Raw genomic sequence first — 25,122 nt, 5'->3', positions numbered from 1 at the left:
CTCCTAGGGGGCGGGGCTCAGCCGCGCCTGCCCGTCGAGGTAGGGACGCAGGGCCTCGGGGACGACGACCGTCCCATCGGCCTCCTGGTAATTCTCGAGTACCGCGATCAGGGTTCGGCCGACGGCCAGGCCCGAGCCGTTCAGCGTGTGGAGGTACTCGGCCTTCCCCCCGCCCGCCGGCCGGTAGCGGACCTCCGCCCGCCGAGCCTGGAACGCTTCGCAGTTCGAGCAGGACGAGATCTCGCGGTAGCGATCCTGCCCGGGAAGCCACACCTCGAGGTCGTAGGTCTTGGCCGAGGCGAACCCCATGTCGCCGGTGCAGAGCAGCACCACCCGGTAGGGCAGCTCGAGCCGCTGGAGGACCGCCTCGGCGTCCTCCACCATGCGCTCCAGCTCGTCGTACGAGCTGGCGGGGGTGGTGAGCTTGACCAGCTCGACCTTGTCGAACTGGTGCTGGCGAATCATGCCCTTCGTGTCCTGGCCGTAGGTGCCGGCTTCCCGCCGATAGCAGGGGGTGAACGCCGTGTACTTCCGCGGCAGCGTGTCGGCGGGCAGCGTCTCGCCAGTGTGCAGCGCCGTCAGCGGGACTTCCGCGGTCGGGATCAGGTAGAGCTGCCGGCCCTCGTCCGCGTCCTGGGTCTTGAAGAGCTGCTCCTCGAACTTCGGCAGCTGAGCGGTGCCCACCATGGTCTCCCGGTTCACCAGGTGGGGCACCCAGACCTCGCGATAGCCACGCTCCCGGGTGTGGAGGTCGAGCATGAGCTGGCTCAGTGCCCGCGAGAGCCGGGCCCCTGGGCCCCACAGCACGGCGAAGCGCGCCTTGGCGATCTTGGCGGCACGCTCGAAGTCCAGGATGCCGAGGACGTCGCCCACCTCCCAGTGTGGTCGCGGCGTGAACGGGAAGATCCGCGGCTCGCCCCACCGGCGGATCTCGACGTTCTCCTCCGCCGAGTGGCCGACCGGGACGCTCGGATGGGGAACATTGGGGAGCTTGAGCGCGATCTCCGCCAGGGCCTCTTCGAGCGTCCGAAGCCGCCCCTCGAGCTCGCTGATTCTTTCCCCGAGAGCGCGGGACCCTTCGATGAAGGCGGCGGCATCCGCCTTGTGCCGCTTGGCTTCCGCGACCTGCTGGGTGAGCTGGTTCCGCCGAGCCTTTAGCTCTTCGACCTCGCGGAGCAGTCGTCGCCGCCCGTCGTCAGTGTCGAGGAGTTCCTTGAGGGGCGCCGAGGCGCCACGGTTGCTGATCGCCTGCTCAACCACGGCGGGATGCTCGCGCACGAAGCGGGGATCAAGCATTCGCTCCGCGCTCGGCCTCGACGCGCGCCAGGCTGCCGACCCGGTCGTCGGCGTCGAGGTCGATCACGCGCACTCCCCAGGTGTTCCGCCCCTGCGAGGAGACGTCCTCGGCCGGGAAGCGGATCACCTTTCCCTTGGTGGTGACGATCAGGATGTCGTCGCCCTGGCGCACCTGGGTCATGCCGACGACCAGGCCGTTGCGGCCTCCGGTCTTGATGTCGATGATCCCCTTCCCGCCCCGCCCGGTCAGGCGGTACTCCCCAATCGGGGTCTGCTTCCCGTAGCCCCGCTCGGTCACGGTGAGGATCGACGCGTCATCGCGAACCACCTCGGCCGCGATGACCTGGTCCCCCTCCTCCAGCTCGATTCCCTTCACGCCGGCCGCCACCCGCCCCATCGGCCGGACCTCCTCCTCCTCGAAGCGGATGCAGGTCCCCCGCTTCGTCTCCAGGAGGACCTGCCGCTGCCCGTCGGTGAGCCGAACGGCGATGACCTCGTCGCCCTCCTCGAGGGCGATGGCGCGGATGCCGCCGCGCTGGGGGCGCGAGTAGGCGCCCAGATCGGTCTTCTTCACCTTGCCCTGGCGGGTGGCGAAGAAGACGTCGCCGCCGGCGGTGAAATCACGCACGGCGAGCGTGGCCGCCACCCGCTCGCCCTCGGCCAGGTGGAGCAGGTTGACCATCGCCTTGCCCCGGGCGTCGCGCTTGGCCTCGGGGATTTCGTGGACCTTGAGCCAGTGGACTTTGCCGTCGTTGGTGAAGAACAGGAGGTAGGCGTGGGTCGAGGCGATGTACATGTCCTCGACGATGTCCGCCTCCTTGGTCTCCATCCCCTGGACGCCCTTGCCGCCCCGGCGCTGGCTGCGATAGGCCTCGATGGCCGTCCGCTTGATGTAGCCGGAGCGGGTGACGGTGACGACCATCTCCTCGTCGGCAATGAGGTCTTCCAGGGTGAGCTCCACCGACTCCCCGGTGATCTCGGTCCGGCGCTCGTCGCCGTATTCCTGCTTGAGCGCGCTGAGCTCCTCCCTGATGATCTCGCGCACCAGCGCGTCGGAGGCGAGGATCGCCTTGAGGCGCTCGATGAGCTGGAGTGTCTCGGTGTGCTCGGTGATGATCTTGTCGCGCTCGAGCTGGGCCAGGCGCTGGAGCCGCATGTCCAGGATCGCCTTGGCCTGGATCTCGCTGAGCTGGAGGCGGGTCATCAGCGCCTGGCGGGCGGCGTCGACGTCGGCGGCCTGGCGGATCAGGCGGATGGTGAGGTCGAGGTTCTCGATCGCCTTGCGGAGCCCCTCCAGGATGTGGGCCCGCTCTTCGGCCCGGGCCAGGTCGTAGCGGGTCCGCCGGGTCACCACCTCCCGCCGGAAGGCGATGAAGTGGTTCAGCATCTCCTTGAGGGTGACCACCTGGGGCCGCCGGCCGACCAGGGCCAGCATGATCACTCCGAAGGTGGACTGCATCGCGGTGTGCTTGTAGAGCTGGTTGAGGATGATCTGCGCGATCTCCCCCCGGCTGAGCTCCAGCACGATCCGGATGCCGTGGCGGTCGGACTCGTCGCGGATCTCGGAGATCCCGTCGAGCTTTCGGTCACGAGAGAGCTCTGCAATCTTCTCGATGAGGCTGGCCTTGTTCACCTGATAGGGCAGCTCGGTGACGATGATCGCCTCGCGGCCCCCGCGCAGCTTCTCCGTGTGGGCCCGGGCCCGCATGGTGATGATGCCGCGACCGGTGGCGTACGCCTCCCGGATCCCGCTGGTGCCGTAGATGTACCCCCGGGTCGGGAAGTCGGGGCCCTTGATCGCCTGCGTCAGCTCGTCCAGCGACACGTCCGGGTCGTCGAGGGCCAGGAGGAGCCCGGCCACCACCTCGGTGAGGTTGTGGGGAGGGATGTTGGTGGCCATCCCCACCGCGATCCCCGAGGAGCCGTTGACGAGGAGATTGGGGATCTTCGACGGCAAGACCGTCGGCTCCTCCTGGGTCTCGTCGTAGTTGGGGACGAAACCGACGGTGTCGCGGTCGATGTCGGCCAGCATCTCGTGGGCGATCTTGGCCAGCCGCGCCTCGGTGTAGCGCATGGCCGCCGGCGGATCGCCGTCGACCGAGCCGAAGTTCCCCTGCCCGTCGACCAGCGGGTAGCGCAGGGAGAAGTCCTGGGCCATTCGGACCAAGGCCTCGTAGACCGGCGCATCCCCGTGGGGATGGAACTTGCCCATGGCGTCGCCGACCACGCGGGCCGACTTCTTGTACGCCCGGTTCCAGGCGAGCCCCATCTCCTGCATGGCGTAGAGGATGCGGCGGTGGACGGGCTTGAGCCCATCGCGGATGTCGGGCAGGGCGCGGCCGATGATGACCGACATCGCGTAGTCGAGGTAGGAGCGGCTCATCTCCTCGACGATCGAGATCGGCTGCTGGCGCTCGGGCATCAGCCCCTCACACGTCGATGCGGGCTTCGAGGGCATGCATCGCGATGTAGTCCCGGCGCGGCTCGACCTGATCGCCCATCAGCTTCGTGAAGATGTCGTCGGCCGCCACCGCGTCGTCCATGGTCACCCGGAGCAACGTGCGGGTCTCCGGGTTCATCGTCGTCTCCCAGAGCTGCTCGGGGTTCATCTCGCCGAGGCCCTTGTAGCGCTGGACCGAGGCCCCCGCCCGCCCGAGGTGCAGCACTTGGTCGACCAGGGCGTCCCGCGAGGCGACCGGGATCTCGGCCCCGGCGGGCGGCATCAGGGTGAACGGCGGCCGGTCGAAGGGCTCGATCTGGCCGTAGACTTCGAGCAGCTTGGCCCACTCGACTGACTCGAAGAGCTGGAGGTTCAGGACGCGCTCCTCCCCGCCGCCCCCGGTCACCGCCGCCAGGACGCTCCCCTCCTCGGTCTCGCCCCGCATGGTGAACGGCGGCTGCCCCAGGGCGCGCCCCAGCTCGATCAGCACGGTGTCCCGCGAGATGCGCTTGCGGTGAAGCGGCCGGTGGCGCACGAAGGCCTCCAGCCACTGGGCCGGCACGCCGCGCTTGGCCAGCCGGTCCCGCAAGTGCCGGTACTCGACGAGCTCGCCGACGAACCGGCGGAGCCGCTCCTCGCCGACCGTCTTCCCCCCGCCCTTGCCGTTCGCGTAGCGGAGCTGGGCCTTCTCGGTCCCGAGAAGGAGCAGCTCGTGTTCGAGCTCGCGCTCGCTCAGGAGGTATTTCTCCGCCTTGCCCCGCTTGAGCTTGAAGAGCGGCGGCTGGGCGATGTACAGGTATCCGGTCTCGATCACCGAGACCATGTGCCGGAAGAAGAACGTCAGCAAGAGCGTTCGGATGTGGGCGCCGTCGACGTCGGCGTCCGTCATCAGGATGACCTTGTGATAGCGGAGCTTGGCGATGTCGAACTCCTCCGGTCCGATCCCGGTGCCGAGCGCCGAGATGAGGAGCCGGATCTCCTGGTGGGAGAGCACCTTGTCGTAGCGCGCCTTCTCCGCGTTGATGATCTTGCCCCGCAGCGGCAGGATCGCCTGGGTCCGCCGGTCGCGGCCCTGCTTGGCCGAGCCGCCAGCCGAGTCGCCCTCCACCAGGAACAGCTCCCGGGCCGCCGGCTCGCGCTCGGAGCACTCGGCCAGCTTGCCGGGAAGGCCGTCATCGTCGAACCCTTTCTTGCGCGTCAGCTCGCGGGCTTTTCGGGCCGCCTCCCGGGCCTGGGCGGCCCGGACGCATTTCTCGGCGATCCGCCGGGCGGTGGTCGGGTCTTCCTCGAAGGCCACCGCGAGCTTGTCGTTGACGACGGACTCGACCAAGCCCTTGAGCTCGCTGTTGCCGAGCTTGGCCTTGGTCTGGCCCTCGAATTGTGGCTCCGGGAGTCGCACGGAGATCACCGCCGTGAGCCCTTCGCGGACGTCGTCCCCGCTGATGCCTCCCTTGAAGTTCTTCAGGAACCCGTTGGCCTGGGCGTAGGCGCTGAGGGTCCGGGTCAGCGCGGCCCGGAAGCCGGTCAGGTGCGTGCCGCCCTCGCGCGTGTTGATGTTGTTGGCGAACGAGAAGACGTTCTCCTGGTAACCCTCGTTATACTGCAGCGCGACCTCCACCTGGATGTCGCCGCGGCCGCCCTCGAAGTAGAGGACCTTGGGGTGCACCGGTGTCTTGTTCTGATTGATGTATTCGACGAACTGCCGGATGCCGCCGTTGTAGAGGAACGACAGCTTCTTCTCGTCACGCTCGTCCTCGATCTGGATCTTGAGTCCCTTGTTGAGGAAGGCGAGCTCGCGCAACCGATTCGAGAGGATGTCGAAGGAGAAGGTCGTCTCCTCGAAGATCTCGGGATCCGGCTTGAAGCGGATGGTCGTGCCCCGCTTGGTGGTCTTCTCGCCGGGCCCGAGATCGGCCTGGGGCTTTCCGCGGTCGTAGCGCTGGGTGTAGACCTGGCCGTCGCGCCGGATCTCGACCTCGAGCCACTCGGAGAGCGCGTTGACGACGGAGATGCCCACGCCGTGGAGACCACCCGAGACCTTGTAGACCGAGCTCTCGAACTTGCCCCCGGCGTGGAGCGTCGTCAGCACCACCTCGGCCGCCGATTTCCCGGTCCCCTCGTGGATGTCGACGGGAATCCCGCGGCCGTCATCGGCGACGGTGCAGCTACCGTCGGCGTGCAGCACCACGCGGATGTTCTGGCAGTACCCGGCCAGCGCCTCGTCGACCGAGTTGTCGACGGCCTCGAACACGAGGTGGTGCAGGCCGTAGCTCGCGGTGTCCCCGACGTACATGGCCGGGCGCTTCCGCACGGCCTCGAGGCCCTCGAGGACCTTGATGTCGTTCGCGGTGTAGCTGGGCCCCGCGGCGCCGCCCTTCCGCGGCTTCGGCTCGGTCATGCCGCCCCCCCGGCCACGATCGCGTCCAGAGCGTCCACCTCCCCTTCGTGTACGTCCCACACGGCACCGGCCAGGCCGGCCGCCGCGTCCGGCGCCGAGAACACCACCTGCCCCTGCCCCAGGAGCCAGCCGAGCACCCGCTCGCGCGCCGCGCCGTCGAGCTCCGACAGGAGGTCATCGAGCAGGAGCACCGGCGCCGAGCCGAGGCGGCGCCGGACTGCCGCCGCCTCGGCGAGGCGGAGGGTCAGGACGATCAGCCGCTGCTCGCCGCGCGAGGCATAGGTCCGCGCTTCCACGCGCCCCAGGCGCACGACGAGGTCGTCGCGGTGCGGGCCCACCAGCGTGGCGCCCCGGCCGAGCTCCCGCTGTCGGCTCGACGCCAGCGCCGCCAGAAGCCCCTCCCGGGTGGCCGCCGGGTCGGCGGCGGGCGGGACCACGGCGGCATAGTCCAGCTCGAGCGGCGTGTCGTCCGCGGCGAGCATCCGCCAGATCTCCCGCACGTCGTCCCGCAAGCGCGTGAGCGTCTCCAGGCGTCGATGCACGATCTCGCTGCCGAGGGCGGCGAGTTGCTCGTCCCACGGCGCGAGCAGGCGCCCGGCGTCGGTCCGGCCGCGGAGCTCGCCGAGTAGGCGTCCCCGCTGGTGGAGCACGAGCCGGTACCGGCGACAGGCCTCGGCATGACTCGGAGCCAGCTTGGCCGCCGCGCCATCGAGGTATGCGCGGCGCCCGGGCGGAGCCCCCGCGACCAGCGCGAGGTCCGTGGCGCTGAAGGTGACGGCCCTCGCCCATGGGCAGAGTCCGCCGGTCGCTTCGAGGCCGTCTTGGGCCGACACCGTCACCCGGACCTGGCGATGGCGCTCGCCGTCCACCACATCGCCGGCGACGCCGGCTTCCGGGGCCTCCCAGCGCACGCACTCGGTCAGGTGCAGCGTTCGAAACGAGCGGCCCGCGAGCAGGACGTGGAGGGCTTCGAGGAGGGACGTCTTGCCCTGACCGTTCCGGCCGATCAGGGCATTCAAGCCGGGATCAGGCGCGAAGCTGAGGGAGGCGTAGTTGCGAAAGGCAGACAGCTCCAGCCATCGGACATGCACCCCCGACGGGCCTCCTCTCAAATGCGCATCGGCATTATAACACAGAGGTGCGCATCATCGGAGGCGCTTTTGAACACGCCGGGGCTCAGTGCGTCCTTGAGATCGACGACGACTCGCTCGGCGTCCATGGGCCCGAGAGCGTCCAGGAGATACCGCGCGTTGAAGCCGATCGTCAGCTCCTCCCCCGCGAAGTCGGCCGGCAGCACCTCCTCGGCCTCACCCAACTCCTGGCTCGAGGCGCTGAGACGCAACGCCGCGGGACTCGCCGTCAGGCGAATCGGACGGGTCCGGTCGTCGGCGACCACCGAGACCCGGCGCAGGGCCGCGATGAGAGGCTCCCGCTCGACGGTGAGGTGACGGGGGTGGCTCTTCGGCAGCACCTGCTCGTAGTTCGGGAAGGTGCCCTCGATGAGCTTGCAGGCCAGGCCGAACCCCGGCGTCCGGAGGTAGAACTGGTTTTCGCGCACGGCGAGCGTCGCCTCGTCGTTGCCGGCCAGCACGCGACCGACCTCCTGGACTGCCTTGCGCGGAACGATCCCACCCATCTCGGTGTCGGCGGCGACTTCCGCCCGCGCCAGCGCCAGCCGATGCCCATCGGTGGCGACCAGCCGGAGCTCGTGCTTCTTCACCACGAGGTAGAGCCCGTTGAGGAACGGCCGACTCTCGTCCTGTGACATCGCATAGCTGGTCCGCGCGAGCATCGCGCGGAGCCGGCCCCCGTCGACCGACACCCAGCCCTCGGCCTCTCCGCTCTCGAGCGGCGGGTACTCCTCCGCCGGGAGCCCCACCAGCCGGAAGGCCGCCGGCCCGCAGAGGAGCTGGACCCATCCGTTGTCCTGGAGCGTGAGCGTGATGGGTTGGGCGGGGAGCTCGCGGACCAGCTCCAGCAGCTTCCGGGCGGCCAGGGTGATCCCGCCGGGACGCACGACCGTGGCTGGCACCGCCACGCGGACGCCGACTTCGAGGTCCGTGGCCGACACCCGGACGCCGCCGTCGCTCGTCTCGATCAAGACGTTGGCCAGGATGGGCAGCGTTTGTCTCGGCTCGACGATGTTCTGGACGAGTTGCAGCGCGCGCAGGAACGGCTCACGGGCGACTTGAATTTCCATAGGACTTGCCTTCCTTCCAAGAAGAAGACAGATAGTAGTCGTCGTCGTAGGGGCGGTGGACGAGGTGGATAGAGGCGCCGCGGGCGCGCCAGACGCGGGGAACCGGCGGCAGGCCGGACGGGGATCCGTCGGGGTGACGGTGGTGGACGCGACGGGGATAACCCGCGCGGTTGGAAAACGGGCGCCGGCAGCGCACGGGCTCGCTCACTCGAGCCGGATGGTGTTGATGATGTGGTCGATGGTCTTGCGGAACTTGGGGTCTTCCTGGAGGAGGGTCTCGATCTTGTGCACGGCGTGGAGCACGGTGGTGTGGTCCTTGCCGCCGAAGCCGCGCCCGATGTCCGCGAATGAGTCGCTGGTGAGCTGGCGCGCGAGGTACATGGCGACCTGGCGGGGAAACGCCACGGCTTTGGTGCGGGTCTTGGAGCGCAGGTCCTGGGGCTTCACGCTGAAGACCTCGCCAACACGGCGCTGGATCTCGTCGATCGTGATGAGGTGTTCTTCGGTACCCCAGATGTTGGCGAGCACCTCCTGGGCGAGGTCCAGGTTGAGCTCGCGGCCGGTCAGGTTGCAGAAGGCGCGGATGCGAACGAGCGAGCCCTCGAGCTCGCGGATGTTCGACTTCACCTTGTTGGCGATGAAGAAGGCGAGATCGTCGGCCAGCGGGACGCGGTCGAGCTCGGCTTTCTTCTTGAGGATGGCTACACGGGTCTCGAAGTCGGGGGGCTGGATGTCAGCCACCAGGTTCCACTCGAAGCGCGAGCGGAGGCGCTCCTCGATATCGGGGATCTCCTTGGGAGAGCGGTCGCTGGAGAAGACGATCTGGCGACCCGACTCGTGGAGGTCGTTGAAGGTGTGGAACAGCTCCTCCTGCGTGCGCTCCTTGCCGGAGATGAACTGGATGTCATCGATGAGCAGGACGTCGATGGTGCGGTAGCGGTGGCGGAAGTCCGGTGTCTTGTCGTAACGGATGGCGCCGATGAGCTCGTTGGTGAATTTCTCCGTCGAGAGGTAGGCGACCCGAAGCTGGGGATAGGTGAGGCTGACGTGGTGGCCGATGGCATGGAGGAGGTGGGTCTTCCCCAGCCCGACGCCGCCGTAGATGAACAGCGGGTTGTAGGCCCGTGAGGGAAGCTCGGCGACGGCCAGGCAGGCAGCCTGGGCGAACTGGTTGGAGGAGCCGACCACGAAGGAGTCGAAGGTGTACCGGCTGTCCAGTTCGGCGGGCGGCGGGGCGGGAACGACGACCGGCGGGGTCGCCGGCACCGGGGGGGTCGCCCGGTCGACGCTCACCGTCACCTGGGCGCGGGGCCCGAGGCAGGCCGTGGCTGCGGCCTGAAGCTCCGGCAGATAGTGCTCGACGACGTAATTGCGGATGAACTTCGAGGGGACGCCGATGTCGAAGCGGTTGTCGCGATGAGTCAGCAGGCGCCCCGGGCGGACCCAGGTGTCGAGTGCCTGGGGAGGGAGTCTGCCTTCCAGGGCCGCGAGGAAGCGCTCCCAGAGGGCGTCGTGCATACCAGGCTCCTATACTTCTCGGGGGTTACGCGCCCGTGAGTTACTCACACAGTTATCCACAGGTGTGGATAACCGGGGGTCGGCTGGGGGATATTTCGGCGTCTGCCATCTGCTGCCCTTTGCCGCACAGCCAGAGCGCATCTTCCGGCGAACGACCGATGCGGAGCCGCCGCCGAGGTCGCCGGGGCGCGCGGCCGCGCGCGGCATCCGCCGACCCGATTCCGAGCGGCCAACGATAGCACGCTCGTCGCGCGCGGAGCAACCCCGAAGGCGCGCCTGAGGGTGCGCACACACGCGGGCGCCCCTTGACTTGCGGGAGGCGCGGCCGGTACGATGGTTGGACTTTGCTCATTCCCGTGCTCCGGAGGCCCGTGTGAAGCGCACTTATCAGCCAAACCGGCGTCGGCGCAAGAAGACTCACGGCTTTCGCAAGCGTATGTCCACCAAGGGGGGCCGAAGAGTCCTCAAGCGGCGGCGCGCCAAGGGCCGCCGCCGACTGATCGTCGACTAGGGTGAGCCGCCGCATCGCCGCCTCTCCCCCACCCGGCGCGACGTTGGCCCGGAGCGAACGGCTGCGCGACCGGGGCGAGTTCCACCGTCTGTTCCGCCGAGGGGCGCGCCTCGACGGGCCGAGCTTCGTCCTGATCTGGCTGGCGGCCGCGGGCCCGCGGGCGGCGGCCTTCGCCACGAGCCGACGGGTCGGGGGCAGCGTCGCGCGGAACCGCATCAGGCGGCGCCTCCGCGAGGCGTATCGACGCCAGAAGGCCCTGGTCCCCGCTGCCGGGCTGCGGCTCTGCTTCGTGGCTCGGCCCCGGGCGGGTGAGGTCCCGTTTGCGGACCTGACCCAGGAGATGGCCGAGGCCCTCCAGCAGGCCGCCCGGCGTCTGGCGTCGTGACGCACGGAAGCACGGGGCCCGCTCTCTGGGCCGACGCCGCGCTCCAGGCGTATCAGCGCTGGGTGTCGCCGGGACTTCCCTCCGCCTGTCGGTACTGGCCGACGTGCTCCGAGTACGCCCGCCTCGCCATCGCCCGCCACGGGCTCGTCCGTGGGGGCGCGGCGGCGTTGGGCCGCCTGCTCAGGTGTCAGCCGATCTTCCCCGGCGGCATTGATCCGCCGCGCTGAGCGGCGGCGGCCAGTCCGCCCGTGATGGAAAAGCGCGCGCTCGTCGCTATCGTTCTGTCCGTCGCCCTCCTGCTGGCGTGGCAAGCCTTCTTCGCCCCGCCATCATCGACTCCCCCACCCCCGAGCGGCAGCCCCGGGTCCGGAAGCCCGCCGCCCGCGCCCGGAGCCCCGCCGGCGCCGGCCACCTCCGCGCCGTCCCCGACCGCGCCGAGCGAGGGTCCCGCAGCCATCCCGCGCCCTGCGGGAGGGCCGCCGGGAGGGCGGACGGCTGAAGTCCTGACGCCGCTCTACCGGGCGACGTTCGGCCCGACGGGCGCCACCAGCTGGACCCTGAATTACCGCGGACCCAAGCCGCTGATTGTCGGGGAGCCGCTCGCCCCGCTGGCCGTCTCGATTCAACGGCCCGGCCAGCCGGCGGAAGTCGTCCCGCTGGCGCCTGAGACGGAGCGGCTCGAGCTGGGCCGCGACCAGCCGACGGGAACTCTCAGCTTCACCGGGACCGCGGCCGATGGCCTGCGGGTCGAGCGGATTCTGCGGTTTCGTGCCGACTCGTATCGGGTCGAGGCCGAGCTGCGCCTGGTGGGTGGCGGGGGCCCGCCCGGCCCGGTGACGGTCGGGCTGTTCTGGACGGGGCCCGTGGGTGTGCCGGGCCCGAAGCGAGAGGACGCCTGGCTCACGTTCGGCGAGGGCCCCGATCGCCGGCAACTGCTCGGGCGGATCCTCATCGCGCAGAACGGCCGGCCCGAGCACTTCGAGGCTCCCGCGTCGGCGCTCAAGGACCCGCGTGAGGCCGGGGGCGGCACGGAGCTGAAGGACCCCCACCTGGTCCCCGTCGCCGTCCTGCCGCCGGAGCGGCGGTGGGTGGCCCTCGAAAACGACTACTACATCGCGGCCCTCGTCGCCTCGGGCGGCGCGCGCGTGCTGCGCGGCCGCGAGCGCGATCTCGCCGAGGTGGGCGTGGTCTTCCCGGAACGGCGCCTGGGGCCGGGTGAGCGGTGGGACGCCAAGGCGGAGCTCTACGTGGGGCCCAAGGAATGGGACCGCCTGAAGGCGATGGGCGTGGGGCTCGAGCAGGCGCAGGCGCGGAATTACGGGGACTTCCTATGGACCCTCCCGATGGAGTGGTTCTGCGTGCCGCTGCTCTGGCTCATGAACTTCTTCGCCACGCGCGTGCCGGGCGAGAACTACGGCGTGGCGATCATCCTGCTCACGGTGCTCGTGAAGATCGCCTTCTATCCGCTCACGCAGAAGAGCATGAGCTCGATGAAGCAGATGCAGGCGCTCCAGCCGCAGCTCAACGCCCTGCGCGCGAAGTACAAATCCGACCCGCAACGCTTCCAGCGGGAGCAGATGGAGCTGTTCCGCAAGCACAAGGTGAACCCGATGGGGGGCTGCTTGCCGATGGTCGTGCAGATCCCCATCTTCTACGCGCTCTACCTCACCCTCCAGTACTCGGTGGAGCTTCAGGGCGCTGCGTTCGTCCTCTGGATCACGGATCTCTCCAAGAAGGATCCGTACTACGTCCTGCCCATCCTGATGGGCGGCTCGATGCTCGTCCAGCAGAAGATGACGCCGTCCGTGGGCGATCCGCGCCAGGCGAAAGTCATGCTGATCATGCCGGTGATCTTCACCTTCATGTTCCTGGAGTTCCCCACCGGGCTCGTCCTCTACTGGCTGGTCAACAACGTGCTGTCCATCGCTCAGCAGTACCTGATCGACCGCGCCGCGAGGGCCAAGGCGCTCGCCGCCACGGAGCCGAAGGGCGACAAGGAGCGACGGAAGGCCTGAGGCCTCGCCACCCGGGCCAACGCGCGCCGTATATCCTTATAATTCAAGGTGTTAGGGCCCAATGGACGCGTGGGAAGCGCTCCGGAGGGGGACCGAGAGCCTCGGCGTGGCGGTGCATCCGGACTTCGACGCGCGCGCGCAGGTCTTTGTGGGAGAGCTGGCGCGCTGGAGCCGGGTGAGCCGGATCACCGGGTATCGGGCCGAGGCCGACCGCGTGATCCACCTCGTGCTGGAGTCACTCCTCCTCCTGAAGCTCGAGCCCGACCTCGCGCCCCCCCTCCTCGACATCGGGACCGGCGCTGGCGCCCCGGGGCTGGTCCTGAAGCTCGCCCGGCCCGACTGGCCGGTCGCCCTGGTGGAGGCAAACCGCCGGCGCGCGAACTTCCTACGTCACGTCCTCCGATTTCTCGAGCTCGGGGGTGCCGACGTGTACGAAGAGCGGGCCGAGACCCTGAGGGAACAGCCCGACCTCGAGCGGAAGTTCAATGCCGTCACCATGCGGGCCGTCGCCGGACCCGAAGCCGCCGTGGCATTGGCCCGCCCGTTTCTGACGCCGACCGGGAGCCTGATCACGCAGCTCGGTTCGCGGAGGCCGCGCCGAATCGGGCGCGTTCGGGAGGTGACACTCGTCCGGGATGAGTTGGGATTGCGATTACGCCGGGCCTTTCTTATAATCCGGTCAGCCGAGATGACGAGTGGCGTTCCACGTGAAACGAGGGGGTGAGTGGCGCGCATCTTGACCGTCGTGAACCAAAAGGGCGGCGTCGGCAAGACGACCACCGCCGTTAACCTCGCCGGCGCGCTCGCCGCCGCCGAGCGGCCGACTCTCCTCGTCGACATGGATCCCCAGACCAACGCCACGGCCGGCGTCTGGCCGGACCGGGCATCACTGAGCGGGCCGACCATCTACGAGGTGCTCGTCGAAGGCCTCCCGGCCGAGAAGGCGTGCGCCCCCACCGCCCTCCCGTTTCTCACGCTGCTCCCCGGCAGCCCCGATCTGGTGGCGGCGGAGCTGGCCCTGGTCGAGGCGGCCGCCCGGGAGCGGCGCCTCCGCGAGGCCCTGCGCCCGATGCGCGGGCAATTCGCCTTCCTGGTGATCGACTGCCCGCCCTCGCTCGGGCTCTTGACCCTCAATTCCCTGGTGGCGGCCGACGGGGCCGTGATCCCCCTGCAGTGTGAGTATTATGCTCTGGAGGGACTCGCGCAGCTCATGAAGACGCTGGACCTCGTCCGCGAGCGCGCGAATCCCGACCTGGCGATCGAGGGCATCGTGTTTACCATGTTCGACGGGCGGACCAGCCTCGCGATCCAGGTGCGGGCCGAGGTGGAGCGGTATTTCCGCCAGCATCTGTTCCGGACGCTCGTCCCGCGCAATGTCCGGCTGACGGAGGCACCGAGTCATGGCCGCCCGATCGTGCAGTACGATTTGCGGTCGGCCGGCTCGGTGGCGTATCTCGAGCTGGCGAAGGAGGTGCTCGCCCATGACGAAGCGCGTACTGGGTCGCGGCCTCGGGGCGCTGCTGCCGCCAGCGACTGAGGCCGACGAGCGGGGCGCGGCGCTCCTCGAGCTCCCCACCGAGAGCCTGGCCCCGAACCCCTACCAGCCCCGGCGGCGCTTCAGCCCGGAGAGCCTGGAGGAGCTCGCCGCCTCGATCCGCTCCTCGGGCATCCTGCAGCCCATCATCGTCCGCCGGCACGGTGAGCAGTACGAGATCCTGGTCGGCGAGCGGCGCTGGCGGGCGGCCCGGCAGGCCGGCCTTCGACGGGTGCCCGCCCTCATCCGCGAGGCGAGCGATGCCGAGGCGCTCGAGCTGGCTCTCGTGGAGAACCTCCTCCGCGAGGATCTGAACCCTCTGGAAGAGGCCGAGGCCTACCAGCGCCTCATGGCCGAATTCGGCTGGACCCAGGACGACGTGGCCCGCCGGATCGGCAAGGATCGCTCCTCGATCGCCAACGCGCTGCGCCTCCGGCGGCTGCCGGAGGTGATCCAGGAGGATCTCCGTGCCGGACGGCTGACGATGGGCCACGCGCGGGCCTTGCTGGGGTTGCCCACGGCGGAAGCCCAGCTGCGGCTTCGCGAACGGATTCTCGCCCAGGACTGGTCGGTGCGCGCGACCGAGGCGGGGGTGCGGCAGCGCCAGCGCCCGCGATCCCGCGGGCGTCGCCGCGCCGCCGACGTCGAGGCGCTCGAGGAGGAGCTCCGCTTGGCGCTCGGAGTCCGCGTTCGACTGGTCGGCAGCCTCGCGCGCGGGCGGATCGAGCTCCCCTACAGCTCCGGCTCCGAACTGGAACAGCTCCACGCGCTACTGACCGGAGGCGGGGCGCCCGCACTACCCCGCGGCCCGGCCCAATAAATACCATCTGCTTCTATATATAGTGATCTTATGCCAACTACAGCCAGGATAGTGGTCGGGATGAGCGGCGGCGTCGACAGCTCGGTCGCCGCCGCGCTTCTCGTCGAGGGGGGGGACGAGGTGATCGGCATCACGCTGCGGACCGCCCCCTGGGCGGACGCGGCCGAGGAGACCGCGCGCTTCGGCTCCTGTTGCGCGCCCGGCACCGCCATGGGCGCGCGAGCGGTGGCCCGCCAGCTCGGCATCCCCTATTACCTGGTGAACCACGAGCGCGAGTTCGCCGACACGGTGATCGCGGACTTCACGCGGGAGTACCGCGTGGGCCGGACGCCGAGCCCCTGCGTCGTCTGTAACCGCGAGGTCAAGTTCGGCACGCTCCTACGGCGCGCGCTCGCCTGGGAGGCCGACGCCGTCGCGACCGGCCATTACGCGCGCCTCGTCCGGGACCCGGCGACTGGCCGACGCCTGCTCCAGCGCGCCGCGGACCCGGCGAAGGACCAGAGCTACTTTCTCTGGCCCCTCACGCAGGCGCAGCTCGAGCGCGCGCGCTTCCCGATCGGCGGGCTGACCAAGCAGGAGGTGCGCGCGCAGGCCCGCGCGCGCGGGCTGGCCACGGCCGACACCCCGGAGAGCCAGGAGCTCTGCTTCGTCAGCGGCGACTACCGCGAGTTCTTACGAGCCCGGGCGCCTGAGGCGTTTCGCCCGGGACCCATCGTCGACGCCACGGGCCGAGAGGTCGGCGTTCACGCCGGGCTCGGGGCGTACACGATCGGCCAGCGAAAGGGACTCGGTCCGTCGGCCGCCGGCGAGGCTGCGCGGTACGTCATCCGGCTCGACGTCGCGCGGAACGCCGTGGTGGTCGGCCCGCGCGACGCGCTCGAGGTCCGCCGGCTCGTCGCGACCGAGGTGAACCTGATCGCGGTCGAGGCGCTCGACGCGCCGTTGGCGGTCGAGGCGCGCATCCGGCACAACGCCCCGCTGGCGCCCGCCCGTGTCGTGCCGGTGGGGGTGGCCGAGGTCGAGGTGCACTTCGAGGTCCCGCAGTGCGCGGTCACGCCGGGGCAGTCCGTGGTCTTCTATCGCGGAGACGTGGTGGTCGGCGGCGGCGTCATCGCCCGCGCCGCTTGACAGCACTCGGACCCGCGTGGTATTTGCTAAAGAGCGAGCTTGCCCCTTTTTTCACAACGGACGCCCGCCCCACGAGGTTGGTACATGACACGGAGCCGGTCCCTCTCGGGTCACCCTGTCTGGATCGCGGCCGTTGGCCTGAGCCTGAGCGTCCTCGTGACGCTCGGAGGGCCGCCCCTCGCGACGGCCAGCGAGGGCGGCGGCGGGGGACTCATCGAGCTCAATCGCTCCCTCTTCGTCCAGGTCCTCAACTTCTTGCTCCTGCTCGTCCTGCTCTACCGCTTCGCCTACCGGCCGCTGGTGGGCGCGCTGGAGGCGCGGTCGGCCGCGATCAAGCAGCAGCTCGCCGAGGCCCAGGCCGCGCGCGAGCAGGCGCAGCGCCAGCAGGCCGAGTTCGAAGGCCGCCTCCAGGCCGCGCACGGCGAGGCGCAGGCGCTGCGCGAGCGGGCCCTGCGCGAGGCGGCTGAGACCCGGGAGCGCCTGACGGCGGACGCCCGGCAGGAGGCGACGCGGCTCCTGGAGGCCGCCCGGGCGGAGATCGATCAGGACGTGCGGCGGGCCAAGAGCGAGCTGCGGGCCGAGGTCGGCGCGCTGGCGATCCAGATTGCCGAGCGGCTGATCCAGAAGAGCCTGCGGGACGAGGACCAGGAGCGGCTCGTGCGGGAGGCGCTGGCGCGGATGGACGCCCGGTGAGCCGGGACCAGCCGAGCCGGCGAGGGAACCGCGCGCGACGATGAAACGGGAAGCCGGGGTCGCGCGACGCTACGCGAAGGCGCTCGGCATGCTGGCCGCAGAGGAGTCCCGCCTCGAGCCGGTGGCCAAGGAGCTCCAGGCGTTCGAGCGGGTTCTGGCGGACGAGGCGGTGCTCCGCGACGCGCTCCTCATGCCGTGGGTCAAGGCCGCGGCCAAGCGGGCCATCGTCGCGAGCGTCGCCGAGCGGCTTCAGCTGTCCCTCCTCACGCGGAACTTCCTCGCGCTGGTGGCGCAGCGCCGTCGGCTGGCGCTGCTGCCCGCCATCCTCGAGGCCTATCGGGCGCTGGTGGACGAGGCGGGCGGCCGGGTCCGAGCGCATGTCCGGAGCGCGGCGCCGCTGTCCGAGGCCCAGCGGGCCGCGATCCGCGAGCGCCTCGGCCGGCGGCTCGGCAAGACGGTGCTGCTGGAAACAGAGGTCGACCCGACGATCCTCGGCGGGTTCGTGGCCGAGGTCGGGACCCGGCTCCTGGACGCGAGCGTGGCGGGGCAGCTCCGGGCGCTCGGCGAGCAGCTCACGAGGGATTCGGGGGGACGAGCATGATCAAGGCCGGCGAGATCAGCGAGATCATCCGACGGCAGATCCAGGGTTTCGAAGGGGAGCAGGACCTCACCGAAATGGGCCGCGTCATCGAGGTCGGCGACGGCATCGCGCGGGTGTACGGCCTCGAGCAGGCCATGGCCGGTGAGCTCCTCCAGTTCCCGGGCGAGGTCGTCGGCATGGTCCTGAACCTCGAGGAGGACAACGTCGGGGCGGTGCTCCTCGGCGAGGACCGAGCGATCCGTGAGGGGGACGTCGTCAAGCGGACCGGCCGCATCGCCCAGGTCCCCGTCGGCGAGCCGCTGGTGGGGCGGGTGGTGAGCGCCCTCGGGCAGCCGCTCGACGGGAAGGGACCCATCCAGACCAAGGAATTCCGCCCCATCGAGCGGTACGCCCCCGGGGTGGTGGACCGCCGGCCCGTGAAGGAGCCGCTCCAGACCGGCCTCAAGGCCATCGACGCGATGATCCCGATCGGCCGCGGCCAGCGGGAGTTGATCATCGGCGACCGCCAGACGGGGAAGACGGCCATCGCGGTGGACACGATCCTCAACCAGAAGGGCCAGGACGTCTTCTGCTTCTACGTCGCCATCGGGCAGAAGCGCTCGACGGTCGCCCAGGTCGTGAAGGTGCTGGAGGACGCCGGCGCCCTGGCCTATACCACCGTGATCGCGGCGACGGCGTCCGAGCCGGCGCCGCTCCAGTACGTCGCGCCGTACGCGGGCGTGACGATGGGGGAGTACTTCCGGGACAGCAAGCGCCACGCCCTGTGCATCTATGACGACCTCTCGAAGCACGCCCAGGCGTACCGCCAGCTCTCGCTCCTGCTGCGGCGACCGCCGGGGCGCGAAGCCTATCCGGGGGACGTCTTCTACCTCCACTCGCGCCTCCTCGAGCGGGCGGCCAAGCTGAACGACGAGCTCGGCGGTGGATCGCTCACGGCGCTCCCGATCATCGAGACCCAGCTCGGGGACGTGTCGGCCTACATCCCGACCAACGTCATCTCGATCACGGATGGCCAGATCTATCTGGAGACGGACCTTTTCTACGCGGGCATCCGGCCGGCCGTCAACGTGGGACTCTCGGTCTCCCGGGTCGGCGGCTCGGCCCAGGTGAAGGCCATGCGGCAGGTGGCCGGCAAGCTCCGGCTCGACCTCGCGCAGTACCGCGAGCTCGCGGCCTTCGCCCAGTTCGGCTCCGAGCTCGACAAGGCGACCCAGGCCCAGCTCGCCCGCGGCCAGCGGATGGTGGAGCTGCTCAAGCAGACCCAGTACACGCCGCTCACCGTGGAGAAGCAGATCCTCATCATCTATGCGGGGACGCAGGGACACCTCGACGAGTTGCCGGCGGAGGCCATCCAGGCCTTCGAGCAGGCCCTCTATCAATACGCCGAGGGCCGGGCCGGGCAAGTCCTCGCGGAGATTCGCGAAAAGCGGGAGCTGTCGGACGCCATCCGCCAGCAGCTGGACGAGGTGATCCGCGGGGCGAAGGCCGAGTTCACCGCCGCCCGCGGCATCAAGGCCGCCTAGGTCCCGGGGAGGGCTTCCTCGATGAACCGCGCGGTCGGGCGTAGGGCCCGAGTGACTCCGGCAGCCGCCTAGGAGCGGCCCGCCCGCCATGGCGACCCTCCAGGACATCCGGCGGCGCATCCGCTCCGTCCAGTCGACGCAGAAGATCACGCGGGCGATGAAGCTCGTCGCCGCCGCCAAGCTCCGCCGCGCCCAGGAGCGGATCCTCGAGGCGCGCCCCTACGCGTTCAAGATGGCCGAGCTGGTCGGCACGCTGGCGCGGGCGCTGGGCGAGGACAAGCACCCGCTGCTCGTCCGGCGTGAGGGGGAGCGAAAGCTCTTCGTCGTGATCACCGCCGACAAGGGGCTCTGCGGTGCGTTCAACTCGAATGTCCTTCGGCGGTCGGTCGAGCTGCTCCGCGGGAGCGCCGACGGCGCCGGGCTCGTGGCGGTGGGCCGGAAGGCCCGGGATTTCTACCGGCGGCGGCCCTGGACGATCCGGGCGGACCGGGTCGGGTTCCTCGACCGGGTGAGCTTCGAGCAAGCCCGGACGCTGGCCGACGAGCTGATCGAGGCCTTCCTGGCGGAGGAGGTAGACGAGGTCTGGCTCGTGTTCAACGTGTTCCGCTCCGTCGCGGTGCAGCGGGTCACGGTCGAGCGCCTCCTGCCGATCGAGCCACCCGGCCAGGCCGAGCCCGCCCCCGGCGAACCCGGTCCCGGGGCCGGGGTCGATTACCTCTACGAGCCCGACGCGCCCACCATCCTGCACGCCCTTCTGCCGCGGCACGTCGAGGTGCAGCTCTATCGGGCCCTCCTGGAGTCGGCCGCCGGGGAGCACGGCGCCCGCATGACGGCGATGGAGGCCGCCACCAAGAACGCGCAGGAGATGATCGGGCTGCTGACGATCCAGTACAACAAAGCGCGCCAGGAGCGCATCACCAAGGAACTGCTCGACATCGTGGGCGGGGCCGAAGCGCTCCGCAAGAGCGCCGAGGCCTAGGAGTGTGTCGGAGTAGCCTCGGCGCCGACCACCGAGCGCGTGGTGCATCGAGGAGTGCTGCGAGCGGGTCCGGGCGGGGAGTGAGAGGAGCGGGGGATGAGTGAAGGGCACATCGTCCAGGTCATCGGGCCGGTCGTGGACGTCGAGTTCGAGCCGGGAACGCTTCCGTCGATCTACAACGCCCTCGAGGTGCCCGGGATCGAGATGAAGGACATCTTCTCCTACAGCCAGAAGCTCGTCCTCGAGGTCGCCCAGCACCTGGGCGAGTCCACGGTCCGGTCGATCGCGATGGCCTCCACCGACGGCCTGGTGCGCGGCCAGAAGGTCGTCGACACCGGCAAGCCCATTTCGGTACCGGTCGGGAAGGGGACGCTCGGGCGGATCATCAACATCGTGGGCGAGCCGGTGGACAAGATGGGCCCGGTGAAGGCCGAGAAGACCTACCCCATCCATCGCCCGGCGCCGGCCTTCGAAGAGCAGGCGACCTCGGCCCAGATGCTCGAGACCGGGATCAAGGTGGTGGACCTGCTCGAGCCCTACACCAAGGGCGGCAAGACCGGCCTCTTCGGCGGGGCCGGCGTCGGCAAGACGGTCATCATCCAGGAGCTGATCCACAACATCGCCATGCACCACGGAGGCATCTCCGTGTTCGCCGGGGTGGGGGAGCGGACACGCGAGGGGAACGACCTCTGGCTCGAGATGAAGGAGTCGGGCGTCATGGAGAAGACGGCCCTCATCTACGGCCAGATGACCGAGCCGCCGGGGTCGCGACTCCGGGTGGGTCTCACCGCCCTCACCGTCGCCGAGTACTTCCGCGACGAGGAGGGACAGGACGTCCTCCTCTTCATCGACAACATCTTCCGCTTCACCCAGGCGGGCTCGGAGGTCTCGGCGCTGCTCGGGCGCATGCCGTCGGCCGTCGGCTACCAGCCCACCCTCGGCACCGAGATGGGCGCCTTGCAGGAGCGGATCACCTCGACCAAGCGCGGCTCCATCACCTCGGTCCAGGCCATCTACGTCCCGGCCGACGACATCACCGACCCGGCGCCGGCCACGGCGTTCGCCCACCTCGACGCGACCACCGTGCTCTCACGCCAGATCGCCGAGCTGGGGATCTACCCGGCGGTGGATCCGCTCGCCTCGACCTCGCGGATCCTCGATCCCCGGGTCATCGGCGACGAGCACTACCAGACCGCCCGCGGCGTTCAGCTCACGCTCCAGCGTTACAAGGACCTGCAGGACATCATCGCCATCCTCGGGATGGAGGAGCTCAGCGAGGACGACAAGCTGATCGTGGCGCGCGCGCGGAAGATCCAGCGTTTCCTGTCCCAGCCGTTCTTCGTGGCCGAGGCATTCACCGGTCAGCCGGGAACGTACGTGAGCCTGGCCGACACCATCCGGGGCTTCAAGGAGATCGTCGAAGGCACGCACGACGAACTGCCGGAGCAGGCCTTCTACATGGTCGGGACGATCGTCGAGGCCATCGAGAAGGCCAAGCGGCTCCGGGAGTAGCCCGGGGGGCGCCGCGCCGTGGCCGACCGGCTTCGCCTCGAGCTGGCGACCCCGACCCGTCTCGTCGTCTCGGAAGAGGCGGAGGAGGTCGTGGTGCCGGGGGCCGACGGGTACTTCGGCGTCCTGCCGGGACACGCGCCGCTCCTCGCGCTGGTGGGGACCGGCGAGGTGATGTACCGGACCGGCCGCGCGGAGCACTACCTCGCCGTGAGCGGGGGCTTTGCCGAAGTCGGCCCCGACCGGGTCACGATCCTGGCCGAGTCGGCCGAGCGCCCCGAGGAGATCGACGTCGCGCGCGCCCGCGCGGCGCGCGAGCGCGCCGAGAGCCGCCTTGCCGGACGCGGCGGCGACGACGTCGACTATCCGGGCGAGCTCGCGGCGCTGGAGCGGGCGCAGATACGGCTCCAGGTCGCCCAGCGCCGATCCGGCGCCTGAGCCGCGCGCGGTGCCGGGCGACGTTCGGCGCGCGGAGACCATGGCCGGACGGCGACGGTGGCTTGACACTCCGTACCCCGGGTTGTAGGCTCGAACCCGAGCGTTTTCAGCCCCGTATGGGAGTGTTCGGCGTTGCGCGCATCTGTCTGCGGGACAAGGTGCGGCGGGTGAGCGGTCTGGCGCGCCCGTGGCGCGCGCCCGCGCTCATGGCCGCCCTCGAAGCCGAACCCGAGACGATCCCCGACCTCCTGGTCGCCGCGCAGCGGTTCTTCTGCGGCCACCCGTTCTCCTGCGCCACCTACGACGGCCTCCTGGGCGCCGCCCGGCGGGTCGGGCCGGACCGCCGCTACACGGACGCGCCCGCGAGTCACGGCCGCGCGGTCATCGACCTCGAAGCGCGGCACGTCCGCTACGACATCCGCGGCCTCGGGTGGCGTCGTACGGGCTGGCTCTACTACCACGACGGCGAGGCCTTCACGTCGCGGCGGGTGCCGTTCCGGATCCCGGAGTCGTGGCGGATCGAGGGGGCCACCGAGGACCGCGCCGAGGCCGTCGAGTGGAACGACGGCGGGCCGGAGCCTTTCGGCTTCCTGTTGCCGCCCGACGCCTGACATGCGGCGCCGCGAGGAGATCGCCGCCCGCCTCAGCGACGCGATCCTCAAGCGGCTCATCGCCCGGCGCTTCGTCGAGATCAAAGACGAGAGCCGCGTCCGCGGCGCCTTCCAGAAGCTGATCGTCGAGAACCTGCAGGCCGAGGATCAGATCGACACCGCGGCCCGGGAGCTCCTCCAGAGCTACGCCCGCGACATCCGGGAGAAGGGCCTCGACTACCGGCAGCTCTTCAGCAAGACCAAGGAGAAGCTGGCCCGTGACCGGGGGTTCGTCCTGTGAAGTTCAGCCGGGAGCGGGTCTTCCATCTGGCGGTGCGTCTCACCGATGAGCTCCTGGCGACCGACGGGGTCACCGCGCTCAAGGCAGCCGACGAGCTCCGGACCGAGATCATCCGTACCCTGTCGGACGAGACGCGGGTGGAGGAGACGATCGACGCCGAGGTGCGCAAGATCCTGGGCAGCTACGCGCGGCCCGCACCCGAGGGGAGCGCGGAGTGGGACATCCTGTACCAGAAGACCCGCGAGGAGGTTTACCGGCGCCGCTTCCGGCTGCCGTAGCGCGCGGCTTCCCACACGATCGCGCGGGTGCTGGATCGGCTGGGGCTGCCGCACACCCGCGCCTCGGAGTGGCTCGGGACGGGACCTCGACGCCGAGGCGGCGCAGCCCCGGCTGACGACGATCGGGGAGAGAAGCCGGTGAAGCTCTGTCAGTTCCAGGGTGCGCGTGGGGGCCGCCGGGTCGGCGTCGTCGAGGGAGATACGGTGGTCGACATCACGGCGCCCCGCGAGGGGGTCGCGTCCGTCCTGGACCTGATACGGCGCGGTCGCTCGGCGAGGGGCATCGAGCGGCTCGCGCGCCGCCTCGCGCGAGGGCGGCGGCCCCGCCACCCGTGGCGCGCGCTCGATCGCGCCCCGGCCGGCCGTCGGCCGGGCCTCCTCGCCCCGCTCGATCCCCCGGAGGTCTGGGGCGCGGGAATCACCTATCGTCGGAGCGCCGAGTACTACGCCGAGCACGAGACGGGCCATACCGGGCGCGTCAAGGGCATCTACGACTACGTCTACGAATCCGAGCGCCCGGAGCTCTTCTTCAAGGCGACGGCGTCCCGGTGCGCCGGTCCGCACGCTCCGATCGGGCTGCGAGGGGACTCGAAGCTGACGGCCGTGGAAGCGGAGCTCGCGGTGGTGCTCGGCAGCGACGGTGAGATCGTCGGCTACACCGTCGGGAACGACCTCTCGGCCTGGGACATCGAGCGCGAGAACCCGCTCTTCCTCCCGCAGTCGAAGATCTTCCAGGGGAGCTTCGCGTTCGGGCCCGTGATGGCGACCCCCACCACCGTGCCCGACCCTCACGCCCTCCAGATCCAGTGCACAATCGAGCGCGGCAGCCGCCGGCTCTACGAGGGGCAGGCGAGCACCCGCGACCTCAAGCGCCGCTGTGAGGAGCTGGTCGACTGGCTCACGCGTTACAACCCGATCCCGCCCGGCGCGGTCCTCTCCACGGGGACCGGCATCCTGGTGCCGGACCCCCACGCCCTCGAGCCGGGAGACGTCGTCAGCATCACCATCGAGCCGATCGGCACCCTGCGGAACCGCGTCCACCGGCTTCCCGCCTGAGGGATGGCGAACGCGCCCGCCGCGGGCCGCCCCCGGTCCAGCGCCGCCCAGCGTCTGGTCGCCGCGTTCACCGAGTCCGGCTGCCCGGTCTGCCGGTGCCTCGAGGCCGACGCGCGCCGGGACCTCGCGGCCTTTCTCCGGGAGCAGACGATGGATCCCGAGGGGCGCGCGGCGCTCCGCAAGGCGGGCGGATTCTGTGGCTGGCACACGGGACTCCTGCCGGGAGCGACCGACGGGATCCTCTCGGTCGCGCTGATCGCCGAGGGCCTGCTGGGCCCCGGCGCTCCCGGGCGGGTCGCGTGCCCCGCTTGCGCGACCCTCCGGCATCGCGCCGAGGAGTATCTCCGGACGCTGCTGGAGCCCGCGGCCCTGGCGGGGGCGGCGCGGGGGCCGGGGCTCCCGTGCCGGCCCCACCTCCGCGGGCTGCGGAGCCTCGTGAGGGACCCGGCGCGGGTCACCGCGCTCGATCGGGCGATCGCCCCCCAGCTGGCGCGCCTCCGCGGCGCGCTGGCGCGGTTCATCGCGAAGCAGGATTACCGAAGCGCCGAGCCCCCGACCGCCGAGGAGGCCGAGGCGTGGCGCGAGGCGCTCGAGCACGTCGCCGGACGGCCCGGGCTCTTTGGCAGCGACCTGGCCCGGGGCTGAGCGGAGCCGGTGAGCGGCGATGCGCCCGGTGGGATCCACGCGTAATGTGGCCGCGGAGAGCCTCGTGAGACGGCCCGCCGCCGTCCTGGCGCTGGCCACCGCGCTGCTCGGGACCGCGTGTGTCTCCTCGCCCGACCCGGTCTGGGTGAAGCCCGGGGCCACCGCGGTCGAGTTCCAGCGGGACGACGCGGAGTGCGGCCGAGAGGCGACCGAGCGAGGTCTGGGCGGCGGCCCCCAGATCGGCCCGGGCAGCCGCGGCGCCGT

At 70.4% G+C, this 25,122-nt stretch carries 26 protein-coding genes; 20 read left to right on the top strand and 6 right to left on the bottom strand.

The genetic code is table 11. From position 1 onward, the window contains the following. Positions 1 to 3: 3 nt before the first annotated feature. From serS to dnaA, 6 genes are all read right to left on the bottom strand, one after another. Positions 4 to 1,296, bottom strand: a complete 1,293-nt coding sequence (gene serS, locus VGW35_03040; GenBank protein ID HEV8306619.1) for a serine--tRNA ligase — start codon at positions 1,294 to 1,296, stop codon at positions 4 to 6. After that, positions 1,289 to 3,718, bottom strand: coding sequence for a DNA gyrase subunit A (gene gyrA, locus VGW35_03035; protein HEV8306618.1), 2,430 nt, complete (start codon positions 3,716 to 3,718; stop codon positions 1,289 to 1,291). Before gyrA ends, serS begins: the two co-directional genes overlap by 8 nt. Before the next feature lie 7 nt (positions 3,719 to 3,725). Then, on the bottom strand, positions 3,726 to 6,134 hold the full coding sequence (gyrB, locus tag VGW35_03030; protein HEV8306617.1) for a DNA topoisomerase (ATP-hydrolyzing) subunit B: 2,409 nt from the start codon (positions 6,132 to 6,134) through the stop codon (positions 3,726 to 3,728). After that, positions 6,131 to 7,225: a DNA replication and repair protein RecF gene (gene recF, locus VGW35_03025; protein ID HEV8306616.1), complete on the bottom strand. Its 1,095-nt coding sequence runs from the start codon at positions 7,223 to 7,225 to the stop codon at positions 6,131 to 6,133. The genes gyrB and recF overlap by 4 nt, the downstream gene beginning before the upstream one ends. A gap of 17 nt (positions 7,226 to 7,242) precedes the next feature. Beyond that, positions 7,243 to 8,334 (bottom strand): DNA polymerase III subunit beta, encoded by a 1,092-nt coding sequence (gene dnaN, locus VGW35_03020; GenBank protein ID HEV8306615.1) that lies wholly within the window; start codon positions 8,332 to 8,334, stop codon positions 7,243 to 7,245. A gap of 204 nt (positions 8,335 to 8,538) precedes the next feature. Next, entirely contained in the window at positions 8,539 to 9,852 is a 1,314-nt protein-coding gene (dnaA, locus tag VGW35_03015) for a chromosomal replication initiator protein DnaA (GenBank protein HEV8306614.1), read from the bottom strand. Positions 9,853 to 10,225: 373 nt separating this feature from the next. Between dnaA and rpmH the strand changes: the two genes are divergently transcribed. The 20 genes from rpmH to VGW35_02915 form a co-directional block, all read left to right on the top strand. Continuing rightward, complete coding sequence (gene rpmH / locus VGW35_03010; GenBank protein HEV8306613.1) at positions 10,226 to 10,363, top strand: 50S ribosomal protein L34; 138 nt, start codon at positions 10,226 to 10,228, stop codon at positions 10,361 to 10,363. A 1-nt stretch (position 10,364) separates the two neighbouring features. After that, positions 10,365 to 10,748 carry a ribonuclease P protein component gene (gene rnpA / locus VGW35_03005; GenBank protein ID HEV8306612.1) on the top strand — a complete coding sequence of 128 codons (384 nt, stop codon included), beginning with the start codon at positions 10,365 to 10,367 and terminating at the stop codon, positions 10,746 to 10,748. Next, positions 10,745 to 10,975: a membrane protein insertion efficiency factor YidD gene (gene yidD / locus VGW35_03000; protein HEV8306611.1), complete on the top strand. Its 231-nt coding sequence runs from the start codon at positions 10,745 to 10,747 to the stop codon at positions 10,973 to 10,975. The genes rnpA and yidD overlap by 4 nt, the downstream gene beginning before the upstream one ends. A 24-nt stretch (positions 10,976 to 10,999) precedes the next feature. Then, positions 11,000 to 12,763 carry a membrane protein insertase YidC gene (gene yidC / locus VGW35_02995; GenBank protein HEV8306610.1) on the top strand — a complete coding sequence of 588 codons (1,764 nt, stop codon included), beginning with the start codon at positions 11,000 to 11,002 and terminating at the stop codon, positions 12,761 to 12,763. 61 nt (positions 12,764 to 12,824) lie between these two features. Continuing rightward, positions 12,825 to 13,487 (top strand): RsmG family class I SAM-dependent methyltransferase, encoded by a 663-nt coding sequence (locus VGW35_02990; protein ID HEV8306609.1) that lies wholly within the window; start codon positions 12,825 to 12,827, stop codon positions 13,485 to 13,487. After that, positions 13,488 to 14,300, top strand: coding sequence for a ParA family protein (locus tag VGW35_02985; protein ID HEV8306608.1), 813 nt, complete (start codon positions 13,488 to 13,490; stop codon positions 14,298 to 14,300). It abuts the gene before it with no gap. Further along, positions 14,245 to 15,117, top strand: coding sequence for a ParB/RepB/Spo0J family partition protein (locus VGW35_02980; GenBank protein HEV8306607.1), 873 nt, complete (start codon positions 14,245 to 14,247; stop codon positions 15,115 to 15,117). Before VGW35_02985 ends, VGW35_02980 begins: the two co-directional genes overlap by 56 nt. A gap of 30 nt (positions 15,118 to 15,147) precedes the next feature. Then, positions 15,148 to 16,245: a tRNA 2-thiouridine(34) synthase MnmA gene (gene mnmA / locus VGW35_02975; protein HEV8306606.1), complete on the top strand. Its 1,098-nt coding sequence runs from the start codon at positions 15,148 to 15,150 to the stop codon at positions 16,243 to 16,245. Between the two features lie 84 nt (positions 16,246 to 16,329). Then, positions 16,330 to 16,938: a F0F1 ATP synthase subunit B gene (atpF, locus tag VGW35_02970; GenBank protein HEV8306605.1), complete on the top strand. Its 609-nt coding sequence runs from the start codon at positions 16,330 to 16,332 to the stop codon at positions 16,936 to 16,938. A gap of 40 nt (positions 16,939 to 16,978) precedes the next feature. Then, a complete protein-coding gene (atpH, locus tag VGW35_02965) occupies positions 16,979 to 17,539 on the top strand; it encodes an ATP synthase F1 subunit delta (GenBank protein ID HEV8306604.1) in 561 nt (186 codons plus the stop codon). Further along, entirely contained in the window at positions 17,536 to 19,062 is a 1,527-nt protein-coding gene (gene atpA / locus VGW35_02960; GenBank protein HEV8306603.1) for a F0F1 ATP synthase subunit alpha, read from the top strand. The genes atpH and atpA overlap by 4 nt, the downstream gene beginning before the upstream one ends. 88 nt (positions 19,063 to 19,150) lie before the next feature. Beyond that, a complete protein-coding gene (gene atpG / locus VGW35_02955; protein HEV8306602.1) occupies positions 19,151 to 20,041 on the top strand; it encodes an ATP synthase F1 subunit gamma in 891 nt (296 codons plus the stop codon). Positions 20,042 to 20,137: 96 nt separating this feature from the next. Then, complete coding sequence (gene atpD / locus VGW35_02950) at positions 20,138 to 21,553, top strand: F0F1 ATP synthase subunit beta (GenBank protein ID HEV8306601.1); 1,416 nt, start codon at positions 20,138 to 20,140, stop codon at positions 21,551 to 21,553. An 18-nt stretch (positions 21,554 to 21,571) separates the two neighbouring features. After that, complete coding sequence (locus VGW35_02945; GenBank protein ID HEV8306600.1) at positions 21,572 to 21,988, top strand: F0F1 ATP synthase subunit epsilon; 417 nt, start codon at positions 21,572 to 21,574, stop codon at positions 21,986 to 21,988. A gap of 116 nt (positions 21,989 to 22,104) precedes the next feature. Continuing rightward, on the top strand, positions 22,105 to 22,599 hold the full coding sequence (locus VGW35_02940; GenBank protein ID HEV8306599.1) for a hypothetical protein: 495 nt from the start codon (positions 22,105 to 22,107) through the stop codon (positions 22,597 to 22,599). Between the two features lies 1 nt (position 22,600). Further along, complete coding sequence (locus VGW35_02935) at positions 22,601 to 22,879, top strand: DUF507 family protein (GenBank protein HEV8306598.1); 279 nt, start codon at positions 22,601 to 22,603, stop codon at positions 22,877 to 22,879. Next, a complete protein-coding gene (locus VGW35_02930) occupies positions 22,876 to 23,157 on the top strand; it encodes a DUF507 family protein (GenBank protein ID HEV8306597.1) in 282 nt (93 codons plus the stop codon). The genes VGW35_02935 and VGW35_02930 overlap by 4 nt, the downstream gene beginning before the upstream one ends. Positions 23,158 to 23,295: 138 nt before the next feature. Continuing rightward, positions 23,296 to 24,213, top strand: coding sequence for a fumarylacetoacetate hydrolase family protein (locus tag VGW35_02925; GenBank protein HEV8306596.1), 918 nt, complete (start codon positions 23,296 to 23,298; stop codon positions 24,211 to 24,213). Between the two features lie 3 nt (positions 24,214 to 24,216). Continuing rightward, positions 24,217 to 24,858, top strand: coding sequence for a hypothetical protein (locus tag VGW35_02920; GenBank protein ID HEV8306595.1), 642 nt, complete (start codon positions 24,217 to 24,219; stop codon positions 24,856 to 24,858). A gap of 64 nt (positions 24,859 to 24,922) precedes the next feature. Continuing rightward, positions 24,923 to 25,122: hypothetical protein (locus VGW35_02915; protein ID HEV8306594.1), on the top strand; the 200-nt coding region annotated here is incomplete at its 3' end.

The organism is Candidatus Methylomirabilota bacterium, assembly GCA_036005065.1.
Lineage (GTDB): Bacteria > Methylomirabilota > Methylomirabilia > Rokubacteriales > DASRDR01 > DASYQW01.
Note: the sequence above shows the minus strand (reverse complement) of the source record. Positions and strands in the feature narration are given on the sequence as shown.